Genomic DNA, 12,805 nt, shown 5'->3' on the forward strand with positions numbered 1-12,805 from the left:
TGAAACTCTTTGTTGCTCATCCCAGAAACCTCGTTGGCCCACTGTGGCAATCAGATCACACTTAGTAATTATAGCCGTGATTCCATCAGAATCAAGTCCACTTAGCAATTTTCGAGGTGCCCTTAAGGACGTTGTTACTTAGCGCCGACTTCAGCTCAGCGGTCAGCGAAGGAAAGGAAGGACGGCAAGCATTCAGTCGTTTTTCAGGTTTCCTGCGAAGCTGGCGGCGTGGGCAGCCAGCCAGCGTTCCAGCTGCACATCGTTCCAGGTTTCCTCGCTCACCCAGCGACCGATCGGCGCCGCCAGGGCGGCCACCAGCAGCACGAGCGGCACCAGGGCGACCGTGCCGGCGATCTGGGCCACGAACAGGGCGCAGAACAGTGGGGTGCGGCAGGCGCCGCTGAACAGGGCCGTCGCGCCGGTCCAGACCAGCAGTTGCCGTTCCAGGGGCGGTAGATCGCCGATCAGCGGGCCGGCCAGCAGGGCCCCCAGGGACATCGCATCGTGCATCACACCCCCGGGGGCGCCGATGGCGATGCTCAGCACCGAGGCCAGCAGGCGCCAGGGGAGGATCTCCAGCCCTGGGGGATCCTCGCCGTAGGCCATGCGCACGATCAGCAACTGGCCGTCATTGAGGCTCCAGCCATCGCTGGCGACCGCCGCCAGGCTGATCACCAGGGCGGCCGCAAGGGCCCAGACCAGCGGCCTGGAGACGGCCGCCCCCCGCGCCGCTTTCGGCTTTGAGAGCCAGTGGCCCCAGCGCCCGGCCATCCAGGCGGTGGCGGCGCTGAACACTCCCCCCAGCCAGCCCCCCCCGAGGGTGAGCAGCAGGGCGGGTGCGATCAGGTGGGTGCCTCCGCCCATCAGCAGGGAGATGCCGGTGTGGTGGGCGGGAGCGGCTTCGGCCGTGCTCTGCCAGAGGCCCGTGGCAGCCCCGATCACCACCCCCAGGCCCGTGGTCAGCAGGGTGCCGTTGATCAGGGCGGCCGAGCGGCGCTGACACAGCTCCTCGACGGCATAGGTGACCCCCAGCAGAACGGAGTTGAAGGCGATGCCCAGCCCGGCCCCGGCCCCGGTCGCCAGCAGCACCGGCAGGGGCAGACGCCTCAGGGGGGCGACCCTGTCCCTCAGCGCCAGCAGCAGGCTCGCCCCCAGGGAGGCGGAGGGGGATTCCAGGCCCACCGTGAGGCTGGCGCCATGGGTGAGCAGCAGCAAGGGCAGGCGGGTCAGCTGACGCCTCAGATCCAGGGAGGCGAGGGCCGCGGAGCGGGCCGGACCCTGCCGCACCCGCTCCAGCTGCAGGGCCTGCACCCCGGTGAGGCCGCCTCCCCGGCCGTCCTTCAGGGGGCCGTTCGCCAGCAGGGTCAGCAGCGCCGTGCCGGCGAACACCAACAGCAGGCTGGCTCCGGGGATGGCGCCGCCGTCGCCCAGGGGCCAGGCCCGCTGCAGGCGGAAACCCAGGGCGGAGAGCCATTGATAGGGCTGCAGCAGCAGCAGCAACGGCAGCGCGGCCAGCAGCAGGGCGATGATCTGGCCCCGCCCCAGGCTCCCGGAACGCCGGGCATCGGAGGCTTCGATGGCTTCGGGGGATGGCGTCATGGCGTCAACTGCAGGCGGGACGGAACCGGCGCCCCCGGATCGGTGGGCATGGGCAGCAGGTCCCGCAGCAGCTGGGCGTAGGTGACGTTCACGGTGGCCTTGAGCCGCTGCACCAGGCTGCCGATCAGGCGCTCCTGGGTGTTGGAGAGATCCAGCTCGCTGCTCAGCCCCGCCTGGTAACGGAGGCGGGCCTCACGGAAGGGCGCCAGGCTGGCTTCTCGGCCGAAGAAGGCCTGTTCGATCCGCAGCCGGATGTCGTTGCGCTGGGCGGCGTACTGCTGGGTCACCGCTGCACCCCGGCGAGCCAGGGCCCGGGCCTGGCCCCGGGTGGTGCCGGCGTCGAAGATCAGCCAGCTCACCGCCAGGCGCACCGACCAGTCGCTGCCGTAGGTGTTGAGGGAGGTGGCCACCGTGGTGCCGCCGCCGCCGCCGTCGGCGAACCGCACGTTCCAGCTGTTGGCGTTGGTGGCGCTGGCCCCCGCGCTGGCGAACAGTGACAGCTTCGGCCGCAGCCCGGCGGCGACCGCATCCTTCTGCTGCAGCACCGCTTCACGGGTGGCCAGGAGGGCTTCCAGTTCCGGGTTGTCCCGGTAGGAGGCCACCAGGCTGGCCTCCAGATCCAGGGGCCAGCGGGGCTGGGGCCGGATCGGGTCGCCGGCGGAGGGGGTCAGCTGGGGAGGGAGATTGAGCAGGGCCGCCAGGCGGCGGCCGGCGATGGCCTGGTCCGCCAGGGCGGCGATCAGCTGTTCCTGCCCGTCCGATTCGATCGTCTGGCGCCGCAGCACATCCAGCCGGGGGACCAGGCCCGCCTGCTTGAGATCGAGGCTGTCCTGCAGGATCAGCAGGTCGTTGCGAACCACGGCCTCGCGGATGCGCACGAGCTGGTCGACCCGCTGCAGCTGGTAGTAGCTCTCGCTCAGGGTCAGCAGCCGCCGCCGCAGGGCATCGGCGTAGGCCAGACGGCCGCTGCGCAGGCTCGCCATGGCGGCCCGCCCCTTGGGTGTGCGGGCGAAATCCAGCTGCTCGTAATCCAGCTGCTCGTAATGCAGCTGCAGACCAGTGGCCACCCCATTGGCGTTGGTGTTGAGGGAGCCCCTGCCGCCGGCGGGGATGAAGAAGGGGGGGCTGGGCGCGAACAGGGTCCCCGTGCCGGCGGGGGAGAAGAAGCTGGTGCTCGCCTGGTCGGTGCCACCGGCGGCGTAGGCCGAGAGGCGCGGCCAGTAGGTGCCCATCTGGCTTTGGAGTTCGGCCAGGGCCGCCGCCACCTCCTCGCGGCGGGCCTGCAGGGTGGGGCTGTTGGCGAAGCCGATCGCCAGGCTCTGCTCCAGGCTGAGGGTCTGGGGCTGGCCTTCCCGCAGGCTGGCGGCCTCCGGCAGCGCCAGCGGTGTCAGTGGCGCAGTGACCTGCGGTGGCAGTGGTGGCCTGGCCAGGGCGCCGCCATTGGGGGGGGCCGCCTCCGTGGGCAGCAGCTCTTCGAGGGCCCGGATCTGGCGATCCAGCTCGTTCCAGCGGCGCTCAAGGCGACCCCGATCGCCCCCTCTGCTCACCGGCAGGGGCTGGCCGGCCCCAGGCCCTGATCCAAGGCCGATATCCAGCGCCAGTCCCATCAGCATCCCCCTGGCCATGGTGCGCCCCGTTCCGCTGCCCCCCATGGCCCGCCGTCTCCCCCATCCGGCGCCCAGTTTGCTCGACATTGGTCGCACCGGCCCCTAAAAGCTGAAGCCCAGCTGCAGGCCCGCGGCGAACACCCCTGGTATCCGGCCAGCCCCACCTGGATTGAGGATCCACTGCAGGCTGGGCTGCAGGTTGAACGACCGGTTGATCCGTATCTGGTAGCCGAGTTCCACCACGCCTTCGTGGCTGAGACCGGGGCTGGTGATCGGGCTGAAGCCCGTGCGGGCCACGCCCAGGATCAGCAGGTCGAAGGGGCGGCCGGGCAGGACCCCCTGGCTCACCAGGCCGCCACCGATGTAGCTGGGCGTCGGATTGGCGGCGGTGTCGAGTCCCGCCGCCGCCGCGGCCCAGATCCGGTGGTCGAGGCCCCAGGGCAGTGTCACCGGCACGGTGGCACTGCCGTACACCCCCCGGTTCGGGCCCGTGCCGGCATAGGCCGCCAGTTGCAGCAGTCCTCCGGGCAGTTGGCGCTCCACCTGCACCGGTTGGGAGCAGGTGGAGCGCCGCAGCCTGAGGCCGGTTCCCTCGCGGCAGGCGGCGATGGGGGCGGCCAGGGGGCGGTTCAGCCAGGGGGCTGCATAGCTCCACTGCAGCTGGTGGGTCCAGCCCCGTCCGGGGGGCAGGCCGCTGGCGCTCCCCAGGAGCCCGGCCACCGAGTCGGTGGCCGCCAGATCGAAGCTGGCCAGCCGCAGGGTGCTGGCCGGGGTCGGCCGCAGCACCAGCAGGGCGCCCGGTGCGGCGACGGGAAAGACGGGAAAGTTGGGGATGGAGAACAGGACCGGCGCCCCGTTGAGGGCGTCGTGCACGTAAAAATCCTCGATCGGCATGCTGAACAGATCGGGGGTCATGCTCACCAACCCAGCCTCCAGGCTCCAGCGGTCGTCGGCGGATCGGCGCTGGAGGCTGGCACGGGTGAGCCAGAGCCCCACCGGATTGGCCACCTCTTGCAGCGGCAACACGACCCCCACCCGCTGGGCGTAGAGGGGGTCGCCGTTGAAGCCGGCGAGGGCCACCCGCATCGACCACCGGTCCCATTCCCGTGCCGCCTGGCGGGCCGGGTCGCTGGGGGGCCTCACGGTCAGCGTGAGGGTCGTCTGCTGGATCCAGCTCGCTTCCCGGACCAGACCACCGGCGGGGTTGCCCATCGGCTCGGCCAGGACCTCCAGATCCAGATCGACCCAGGCCGGCAGGCCAAGGGTCTGGTGGAGGCTGCCCCAGCCAGGCTCGAGCTTGAGCAGGGGCACCGCCGATGGCGGCGGGCTCCCTTCCGGCTCGAGTGGCTGCCCGACGCCTGGTGCGGCATTGGCCAGCAGCAGCGGCAGCAGCAGAGGTGGTCGGATCCGGGGAACCTTGATCAGGGAGCAGCGCCATCCGCCCATGGCTCAGCGGGGGGGCTCCCCCAGGACCCGCCAGCGGTGCTCCGCCTGCTCGAGGCTGCGCAGGGCCTGGCCGCAGAGCATCAACCGGCTGGCATTGCGCTGCAGACGGATCAGTTCGAGGCCATCCAGATCCGGATCGTGCAGCCAACGCTCCAGGCTCCCCCAACGGGGTGGTGGTGTCAGGGGCGTGCACGGGGGGGCTGGCCGGTGCCGGTGGGGCACCTCCAGGCAGAGGTTCCATTGCTCCAGTCGATCGGCCACGACCCGCAGCAGTTCCGCCTGGGTGCCATGCAGTCCCTCCAGCGGGCCGCGATCCGACGGGGTGTGCTCCAGGAGCCTCAGCCCATCGAAGACACCGACCAGCTGGGAGCCAGCCCCATTCAGGAGCTGGAACAGGCGGAACGTGGCGTGGCTGGTGGGGTTGTTGCCCAGCTCATCGGCCACCGCGGGCATGGCGTCGCGCAGCGCCACCAGCTGACGGCGCAAGCGTCGGGCCGTCGGCAGTTCCAGCTGCCGGTTGCTTTCCACGGCCAGGTCGGTCCGGAAGAGGCGCAGGGACAGCAGGGCCACGAGGATGCCGGCCGCGGTCCAGAACAGTCGCATCAGCCGGTCAAAGCCCCGCCGGGGCCAAAACAGCAGGCCCACCAGAATGGCGATCACGCAGCCGATGGCCGTGTCCAGGGTGCGGTTGAACACGTAGTCCCAGTTCAGGGCCACGTGGCTCGGAGTTATCAGGAACATCAGGCTGACCAGGGTCGCGGTCCCGGCCGCCGACTGCCAGCCGGCCAGCGTGGTGTGGACCAGAAAGGGCACCAGCCCTCCGGTAATGGTGCCCAACACCCTCACCCTGGCGGCCTGGAGGCTGAGGTCGTCCCCGTCCGCCATGACCGTGACCACCGCCAGCATCGGGTACCACACGTAGGCGATGCGCTCGAACCAGAGCGACAGGGCCGCGGTGAGGAAGGCGGCCACCCCGAGCCTCAGGCTGTTGCGAAGCAAGGCGGATCGCACGGACCTCAAAGGCGCTGGGCAGGCAGGAGCCTATGGAGGTTCATGGTCTCCGGATGTTTGCCCATGCGCCAGGGCTGTGTGCCGATGCGCGATGGTTGATGACCACGTGTCGTGTTGCGGGCAGCCATGGTCCTCTCGCTGAGCCCGGATCTGGAAGCCCTGCTGCGGCTTGGCATGGCGGTGCTCTGCGGACTGGCCGTGGGGATCAACCGAGCGCACCACGGCAGCCGGGCCCATCCCAACCGGTTACGGGTGCATGTGTTGGTGGGAATGAGTGCCTGCCTGATGATTCTGGCGGCCGGTCCCGATCCCCAGGCTCGCAGCCGGGTGATTCAGGGGGTGGCAACGGGCGTCGGCTTCCTGGGAGCCGGCGAAATCCTGGTGCCTCCCGTCCGTTCGAAGCACGGCATCCCGGAGGTGCGGGGTCTGAGCAGTGCCGCGTCGATCTGGTTCACCGCCGCCCTCGGCGTCACGGTGGCCGTCTCCAGTCCGGTGCCGGTGCTGATGGCCCTCGGCCTGGCCCTGATCACCCTCTCGGTCCGTGACGACGGCCGCACGGTCGACACCGGTGAGGCCAGTCCCCCATCGGCCGAGGGTCTCAGAAAAGGAAACGGTGGCGGCCGTTCGTAGCCTTGGCCTGGCCGTCGCCTTCAGCGTCGAGGGGATCGCCCTCGGGAGCCGGCCAGACGGCGTCCCAGTAACTGATGCCGTCCTTGTAGAAGGGGCGGCCGTCCAGCCTCTGGGTGTCCAGCTGGGTGCTGCCCATGGCGGTGATCAGGCCGCCCAGCTCCATCGGCCCGAGGTCCGTGCTGATGTCCTTGCGGGCGGCCATCATCAGCGCCGGCAGGCGCACCAGATACTCGGGTCGGGTGAGTTTGCGGAACAGGGATTTCAGGGCCAGCTGCTGGCGGTCCATGCGGCCGAGGTCCCCGGTTTCGTCGTGGCGAAAGCGCAGGAAGCCCTCCAGGTCCTTGCCCCGCAGGGTCTGCACCCCGGGCTGCAGATCAATGGACAGCCCCTGGCTCCGGTCTTCGTAGAGCATGCGTTTGGGCACATCCACCTCGATCCCCCCGAGCACGTCGGCCATCTGGCGAATGGAGGAGAGATTGACGACCAGATGGTGCTGGATGGGACGGCCCAGACGCTGGGAAACCTCCCGCTTCACCGCTTCGATGCCGCCCAGGCTGTAGAGGGCATTGATCTTGACCGGCCCGAAACTCTCGGCCTCGATGTAGGTGTCGCGCGGGATCTGGGTGATACTGGTGCGGTTGCCATCGATGCGCAGGGTGGCGATCACATCGGTGTTGCCGCCGCCCACGTCCGTGCCCAGGATCAGCACATCCTGGAGGTCCATGCCGCCGCTCCAGGCGGCGAAGGGGTTGGTGAGCGCCGCGCCCCCCCCGGCGGTGGCACTTGCCGAGATCAACTGGGCCAGGGGCCCCGCCAGCAGCAGGCCCGCCCCAAGACCGCAGGCCACGGCGATGATGACGGGCGCCCGCCGACGCGCCGGCCTGGGTTTAGACATCTTCATTCAATCCAAACTAAGCCCCCTGGGCTCAGCACAGGGCTTCCTCTGGCCTCAGCCCGGTCTGCACGCGCCAGAGGGCGGCATAGGCCCCGTTCCGGGCGAGCAGGTCGTCATGGCCGCCGCTCTCGACCAGCCGTCCCCGTTCCATCACCACGATCCGATCAGCGTGGCGCACCGTGCTCAGCCGGTGGGCGATCACCAGGGTGGTGCGTGAGGCTGTGATGCGGTCGAGGGAGCGCTGGATCGCGGCCTCCGTTTCGTTGTCGACGGCGGCGGTGGCCTCATCCAGCACCAGGACCGGCGGATCCTTGAGAATCGCTCTGGCCAGGGCGATGCGTTGGCGTTGGCCTCCGGAAAGACGCAGGCCCCGCTCCCCCACCACAGTGGCGTAACCCTGGGGCAGCGCGTCGATGAACGCGGCCGCCTCGGCCAGACCGGCGGCCCTTTCGATCGCCCCGCGACTGGCTTGGAAGCTGCCGTAGGCGATGTTCTCGGCGACGGTGCCGTGGAAGAGGAACACCTCCTGGCTCACCAGACCGATGGCGCGGCGAAGGTCCTGCAGCGCCAGCTCGTCGATCGCCACGCCATCGAGCAGGACCCGGCCCGCCTGGATCGCATACAGCCGCAGCAGCAGCTTGACAATGGTGCTTTTGCCGGAGCCGGTGGCCCCCACAATCCCCAGCGTGGCACCGGCGGGCACCTCCAGATCAAAGCCTTCCAGAAGCCTGTCGCGGCCGGGGTAGGCGAAGTCGACGGCCTCGAAGCGGATGTGACCGCGGACAGTGGATATCCCCAGCGGCCGATGGCCGCTGGGGATGGCGATAGGGGTGTCCAGTAGATCCATCACCCGGTGGGTGGAGGCCATGGCGCGCTGGTAGTCGTCGAGGGTGCGACCCAGGGTGGTGAGCGGCCACAGCAGCCGCTGGGTGATGAACACGAGGAACGAATAGGTGCCGATGGCGATGGCACCACTCCAGGCCTGCAGGCCGCCGATCACGAGGATCGCGATGAAAGCAAACAGGATCGCGAACCGGATCAGGGGGATGAAGGCCGCCGACAGGCGGATGGCCTGGCCGTTGCTGGCGCGGTAGGCCTGGCTCTGGGCGATCAGGCGTTGCTTCTCCCACTCCTCAGCGGCGTAGCTCTTGATGGTGAGCATGCCGCCGATGTTGTTGCTCAGAAGGCTGGCCAGATCACCGGCCTGCTCGCGTACCTCCCGATAGCGGGGTGCCAGGCGCCGCTGAAACCGCAGGGATCCCCACAGGATCAGCGGAATCGGCAGGAAGGAGACGCCCGCCACCGTGGGGGACAGCACCAGCATCGTGCCGCCCACCGCCAGGACGGTGGTGACCAGTTGCAGGATCTCGTTGGCCCCCTGATCGAGGAAGCGCTCCAGCTGGTTGATGTCGTCGTTGAGGACCGTGAGCAGACGACCGCTGCTGCCGGTTTCGAAGAAGCCCATCTCCAGGTGCTGGAGGTGGTCGTAGGCCTCGACGCGCAGCTCGTGCTGGACCGTCTGGGCGAGGCGACGCCACAGCAGGGCGTACAGGTATTCGAACAGGGATTCGGCGCTCCAGATCAGGAACGACAGCACCGCCAGCACCCCCAGCTGCCCGGGAACGGTGCTGAAGCCGAGCCCGGCCAGCCAGGAGGTGCGCTGCTGCACCACCACATCGACCGCCAGGCCGATGAGGACGGGCGGAGCCAGGTCGAACAGTTTGTTGAGGACCGAACATGCGGCGGCCAGGCGGACGAGCCTGCGGTGGGGCCGCAGGCTGGCCAGCAGACGCGAGAGTCCCGGTGCTGGGGTGGTGGGCGCCCTGGCGCCATCAACGGCCGTGGTGGCCGCAGGCGTCACCAGCGATTGCCACCGCCGCCGCCACCACCCCCGTAGCCGCCGCCGCCACCACCCCCGTAGCCGCCGCCACCACCGCCGCCGCCGTAGCCGCCGCCACCGGAGCGGCCACCGCCGCCACCGCCGGGGCGACCGCCGCCGCCGGAGCGGCCGCCGCCACCGCCCCCACCACCGCCTTCACGGGGTGTGGCCTTGTTGACGCGGATCATGCGGCCCATCCATTCGACGTCCTGGAGGTCGTCAATGGCCTTCTGCTCGGAGGCATCGTCGGCCAGTTCGATGAAGGCGAAACCGCGTTTGCGGCCCGTTTCACGGTCGAGGGGAAGGCTGCACTGACGAACTTCGCCGTACTGGCCGAAGAGATCGAGAAGGTCCTCGCGTTCGGCCTGGAACGAGAGGTTGCCGACGTAGATGGTCATTCAATGAAAAAGCTGGAACGGATTCCTCCGGTGTCGGGAATCCCAGGGAAAGCAGGCGGTCGGCATGGAACGCAGAACGGATCCTGGGGAGGGTCTGGTTCTGTTGGGCCTGAACCGTCGGTGCGTGCCGAAGGGAGCCAGAGCGGCATGGAATGCCTGGAAGCCTACAACCGAGACCCGAGGCACCATGGAGAAGCTTGAAGCAGATGCGAAGGATTCCTGAACGTTTTCCCGTAGCCTTGGCAGGACGCTCCATTGTCAGCAAACCCTGATCAAGCTGATCCCATGAACAGCCCCCCTGTCCCCTGGAGCCTCACCTGGCGTGAGGATGGCGAGCTCGGAACCCAGGATCTTTTCGACCTGCTCCAGGTCCTTGTGGCCAGCGAAAGTCACGACGTCCAGATGTCCCTGATCGCCGCCGTGGAGCAGCTCACGGTCAGCGACCTCCAGGTGATGGCCTGCGAAGAGGTCACCCGGATGTGCTCCTGAGGACAGATCGGTGGGGTCCGGCGCCTGCCACCGGACCCCGATCAGATCGGGTAGCGCTTTGAGGTGGCGTCCTTGCAGCTGCTGCGGGCTGAGGCGATGCTGCTGCCGCTGGTGATGCGATCGGCCACACAGCTGCAGGCGTAGTTGGCCATCCCGTCGGGAGCCGTCTTGCCGGACTGGGCCAGCTCCGTTTCGAAGGCGGAGAGGCAGATCGAGCGCACCACCTCGATGATGGGGCCAGAGGCTGCCTGCGTCGGCCCCCCCGCCGGCCCGATGGCCGCCAGGGCCACCAGACCGAAGCTCAGCCAGCCAGGACCTGGCAGGACGCGGGGGGAACGCAAACGGGGCCGCTGCTGGGAAGGCATGGTGTGTTGGCGTTGTGAACGCCGGCGAGGGGAATCAGGAGCCCAGTCGGGAGATCTGAAGTTCCTTGTTCATCACCCGCAGGCGACGAAGGTCCGCGAAGACGTCGTCAGGCATGCCCTTGGGCAGGTCGACGGTGCTGTGGGCATCGAAGATGCGGATCTTTCCGATCGAGCGGCCGGCGAGGCCGGATTCGTTGGCGATGGCGCCCACAATGTTCCCGGGCTTGACCCGATCGCGCCAGCCCACCTCGATACGGAACCGTTCCATGTTGTCCTCGGGGCCGTCCTCGCCGCGCTCCTGGGTGCGGTCGTTGAAGGGCCGGCGATCACCACCCCGCTCCCTGTCGCCACGGTCGCGGTCGCGCTCCCTTGTGGCGGCACCGGGACGGGACTGACCCCAGCGCTCCTCACCCTGGAGCAGCAGGGGTTTGCCGCCAAGCCCGAGCTCCAGGGCGGCGAGGGCCAGCTGGTCGGGGCTGCAGGATTGCTCCTGGGCCACCCGCTGCAGGATTTCGGCCAGCAGGGCCCGCTCTTCCGGATTGCAGACGGGCTGCTGCAGGATTGTGGTGAGTTTCTGACGCAGTCGGTCGAGGCGGTGCTGGTTGATGCTGGCGTTGCCGGGCACCTCCATCGCTTCGATCGGCTGGTTCACGGCGCGCTCCAGTCCCCCCAGGAAGCGCCGTTCCCGCGGGGTCAGGAACAGGATCGCCTCGCCGCTGCGCCCCGCCCGACCGGTGCGGCCGATGCGGTGCACGTAGGCCTCGCCGTCAAAGGGGATGTCGTAGTTAATGACCAGGCCGATGCGGTCGACGTCAAGGCCCCTGGCCGCCACGTCGGTGGCCACCAGGACGTTGACGCGGCCATCGCGCAGACGCTCGATGGTGCGCTCCCGCTGGGTCTGGGGGACGTCGCCGTTGAGCACCGCCACGTCATAGCCGTGCTGCTCGAGGGACTCGGCCACCGTCAGGGTGATGGCCTTGGTGCGGGCGAAGATGATCACCCCTTCGCTGCCTTCGGCCTCGAGCACCCGCTCCAGCGCCTCGAGCTTCTGGGGACCGTTCACGACCAAGTGCCGCTGGCGGATGCGGCGGCCGTCGGCGGCCTTCTGGCGAATGGTGACCTCGGCCGGGTCCTTGAGATAGTTCTGGGAGATGCGGCGAATCTCCGAGGGCATGGTGGCGGAGAACAGCACCACCTGGCGCTCGGCGGGGAGCTGCTCGAGCACCCACTTGACGTCGTCGATGAAGCCCATGCGGAGCATTTCATCGGCTTCGTCCAGCACCAGACTGCGCAGACCGGACAGGTCGAGGGTGCCCTGGCGCATGTGATCCATCACCCGGCCGGGGGTACCCACGACGATCTGCACGCCACGACGCAGATGCTGGATCTGGTCGCGGAAATCGGCGCCGCCGTAGATCGGCAGCACCTTGACGCCCTTCATGCAGGCCGCATAGCTGTTGAAGGCCTCGGCCACCTGCATCGCCAGCTCGCGGGTGGGGGTCAGCACCAGCACCTGGGGGGTGCGTTGGCCGGCATCGAGGCGCTCCAGCAGGGGCAGGCCGAAGGCCGCCGTCTTGCCGGTGCCGGTCTGGGCCTGGCCCACCAGGTCGCGGCCGAGCATCAACTCGGGAATGGCGGCTTTCTGGATCGGGGAGGGTTCCTCGAAGCCGATGGCCGCCAGGCCGTCGAGAAGTTCACGGCGCAGGCCGAAGGCGGCGAAGGCGCTGACGGGGACGGAGGTTTCCGCCTCGGGTTGGGCGAGGGTGAGATCGTCCTCCTGGAGAGCCACGACAGACGGGAGGACAGTGTCCTCGCAGGGCTGCTCGATGGCCGCCTGGGAATCGGCGGCACCGATGAGGGTGCTGCCGTCAATGATCTGGGTCACGGAATGCTGGAGCCTGGTGAATCCTTCAACGCAGGCCGGCAGCGGACCGTGGGAATGGGTGCCCTGCACCCGGGCTGCCTTGCCCTTGCTCAAAGGTTGAGAAGAGACTTTACCACCCGGCCGTAATCATCGCTGAAACGCTCGATGTCGTCCTCCTGCAGCTGCGTGCCCAGCTGCACCTCGATGATTTCCAGGTCGGAGGCTGCCGCCGCCGTCGCCCGATGGACGCCACCGCAGGGGACGAACAGGGTGGCGCCGGGGACCGCGGCGAGACCATCGCCATCGCACTCCATCACACCGGTGCCGGCCACCACCACCCAGTGCTCGCTGCGGTGGTGGTGGCGCTGCAGGCTGATGCGTTGATCCGCCTTGATCAGGATCCGCTTGACGAGATAGCCGGGGCCCGTCGCCAGGGTTTCGAACCATCCCCAGGGACGCTGGACGCGCGCCGTGTTGAAAGCTGTCAACGGGCGCCGCTGGGTGGGGATGTCGGATGGGAAAAAGACTGACCGGAACCACCTGGGGCCAGGGAATCCATGGGGGTTGTCCCTGTCGACCTCGGGGCACCTGAGGTGCGGAGTCCGGCGGGGCCGGGCCGATC

General features: G+C 68.9%; 12 protein-coding genes. 2 read left to right on the top strand and 10 right to left on the bottom strand.

Annotation, left to right across the window (positions count from 1 at the left end; translation table 11 throughout):
- Positions 1-192: 192 nt before the first annotated feature.
- From KBZ12_RS05930 to KBZ12_RS05945, 4 genes are read right to left on the bottom strand one after another with little or no spacing between them, the layout of a single operon-like run.
- On the bottom strand, positions 193-1,599 hold the full coding sequence (locus KBZ12_RS05930) for a chloride channel protein (protein WP_254956985.1): 1,407 nt from the start codon (positions 1,597-1,599) through the stop codon (positions 193-195).
- Positions 1,596-3,251: a TolC family protein gene (locus tag KBZ12_RS05935; protein WP_254956987.1), complete on the bottom strand. Its 1,656-nt coding sequence runs from the start codon at positions 3,249-3,251 to the stop codon at positions 1,596-1,598. The genes KBZ12_RS05930 and KBZ12_RS05935 overlap by 4 nt, the downstream gene beginning before the upstream one ends.
- Positions 3,252-3,308: 57 nt before the next feature.
- The gene (locus tag KBZ12_RS05940; RefSeq protein WP_254956988.1) at positions 3,309-4,652 is read right to left on the bottom strand and encodes a carbohydrate porin; all 1,344 of its coding nucleotides are present in this window, start codon (positions 4,650-4,652) and stop codon (positions 3,309-3,311) included.
- 3 nt (positions 4,653-4,655) lie between these two features.
- On the bottom strand, positions 4,656-5,663 hold the full coding sequence (locus KBZ12_RS05945; protein ID WP_254956989.1) for a hypothetical protein: 1,008 nt from the start codon (positions 5,661-5,663) through the stop codon (positions 4,656-4,658).
- Positions 5,664-5,789: 126 nt separating this feature from the next.
- On the opposite strand from KBZ12_RS05945, the gene KBZ12_RS05950 reads away from it, so the two are divergent.
- Positions 5,790-6,293 (top strand): MgtC/SapB family protein, encoded by a 504-nt coding sequence (locus KBZ12_RS05950; RefSeq protein WP_254956990.1) that lies wholly within the window; start codon positions 5,790-5,792, stop codon positions 6,291-6,293.
- On the opposite strand, the gene KBZ12_RS05955 is transcribed toward KBZ12_RS05950, so the two are convergent.
- Genes KBZ12_RS05955 through KBZ12_RS05965 form a run of 3 tightly spaced genes read right to left on the bottom strand, consistent with a single transcriptional unit; the run spans position 6,262 to position 9,465 of the window.
- The gene (locus KBZ12_RS05955) at positions 6,262-7,188 is read right to left on the bottom strand and encodes an LCP family protein (protein WP_254956992.1); all 927 of its coding nucleotides are present in this window, start codon (positions 7,186-7,188) and stop codon (positions 6,262-6,264) included. The genes KBZ12_RS05950 and KBZ12_RS05955 overlap by 32 nt on opposite strands.
- A 31-nt stretch (positions 7,189-7,219) precedes the next feature.
- A complete protein-coding gene (locus KBZ12_RS05960) occupies positions 7,220-9,049 on the bottom strand; it encodes an ABC transporter ATP-binding protein (RefSeq protein ID WP_396100717.1) in 1,830 nt (609 codons plus the stop codon).
- Positions 9,046-9,465 (bottom strand): RNA-binding protein, encoded by a 420-nt coding sequence (locus tag KBZ12_RS05965; protein ID WP_254956993.1) that lies wholly within the window; start codon positions 9,463-9,465, stop codon positions 9,046-9,048. The genes KBZ12_RS05960 and KBZ12_RS05965 overlap by 4 nt, the downstream gene beginning before the upstream one ends.
- A gap of 285 nt (positions 9,466-9,750) precedes the next feature.
- Between KBZ12_RS05965 and KBZ12_RS05970 the strand changes: the two genes are divergently transcribed.
- On the top strand, positions 9,751-9,954 hold the full coding sequence (locus tag KBZ12_RS05970; RefSeq protein ID WP_254956994.1) for a hypothetical protein: 204 nt from the start codon (positions 9,751-9,753) through the stop codon (positions 9,952-9,954).
- A gap of 41 nt (positions 9,955-9,995) precedes the next feature.
- On the opposite strand, the gene KBZ12_RS05975 is transcribed toward KBZ12_RS05970, so the two are convergent.
- The 3 genes from KBZ12_RS05975 to KBZ12_RS05985 form a co-directional block, all read right to left on the bottom strand.
- On the bottom strand, positions 9,996-10,319 hold the full coding sequence (locus KBZ12_RS05975; protein WP_254956996.1) for a hypothetical protein: 324 nt from the start codon (positions 10,317-10,319) through the stop codon (positions 9,996-9,998).
- A gap of 34 nt (positions 10,320-10,353) precedes the next feature.
- Complete coding sequence (locus KBZ12_RS05980) at positions 10,354-12,204, bottom strand: DEAD/DEAH box helicase (protein ID WP_254956997.1); 1,851 nt, start codon at positions 12,202-12,204, stop codon at positions 10,354-10,356.
- A gap of 89 nt (positions 12,205-12,293) precedes the next feature.
- On the bottom strand, positions 12,294-12,671 hold the full coding sequence (locus tag KBZ12_RS05985) for a phosphomannose isomerase type II C-terminal cupin domain (protein WP_254957000.1): 378 nt from the start codon (positions 12,669-12,671) through the stop codon (positions 12,294-12,296).
- Positions 12,672-12,805 lie beyond the last annotated feature (134 nt).

It is taken from the genome of Cyanobium sp. Cruz CV13-4-11 (genome assembly GCF_024346055.1).
Taxonomy (GTDB): domain Bacteria; phylum Cyanobacteriota; class Cyanobacteriia; order PCC-6307; family Cyanobiaceae; genus Cyanobium.

What these genes read in the sequence shown, in the direction of transcription:
- KBZ12_RS05930 (WP_254956985.1), bottom strand. Translation starts at nt 1,599, where the DNA reads ATGACGCCATCCCCCGAAGCCATCGAAGCCTCCGATGCCCGGCGTTCC.
- KBZ12_RS05935 (WP_254956987.1), bottom strand. Translation starts at nt 3,251, where the DNA reads ATGGGGGGCAGCGGAACGGGGCGCACCATGGCCAGGGGGATGCTGATG.
- KBZ12_RS05940 (WP_254956988.1), bottom strand. Translation starts at nt 4,652, where the DNA reads ATGGGCGGATGGCGCTGCTCCCTGATCAAGGTTCCCCGGATCCGACCA.
- KBZ12_RS05950 (WP_254956990.1), top strand. Translation starts at nt 5,790, where the DNA reads ATGGTCCTCTCGCTGAGCCCGGATCTGGAAGCCCTGCTGCGGCTTGGC.
- KBZ12_RS05955 (WP_254956992.1), bottom strand. Translation starts at nt 7,188, where the DNA reads ATGTCTAAACCCAGGCCGGCGCGTCGGCGGGCGCCCGTCATCATCGCC.
- KBZ12_RS05965 (WP_254956993.1), bottom strand. Translation starts at nt 9,465, where the DNA reads ATGACCATCTACGTCGGCAACCTCTCGTTCCAGGCCGAACGCGAGGAC.
- KBZ12_RS05970 (WP_254956994.1), top strand. Translation starts at nt 9,751, where the DNA reads ATGAACAGCCCCCCTGTCCCCTGGAGCCTCACCTGGCGTGAGGATGGC.
- KBZ12_RS05975 (WP_254956996.1), bottom strand. Translation starts at nt 10,319, where the DNA reads ATGCCTTCCCAGCAGCGGCCCCGTTTGCGTTCCCCCCGCGTCCTGCCA.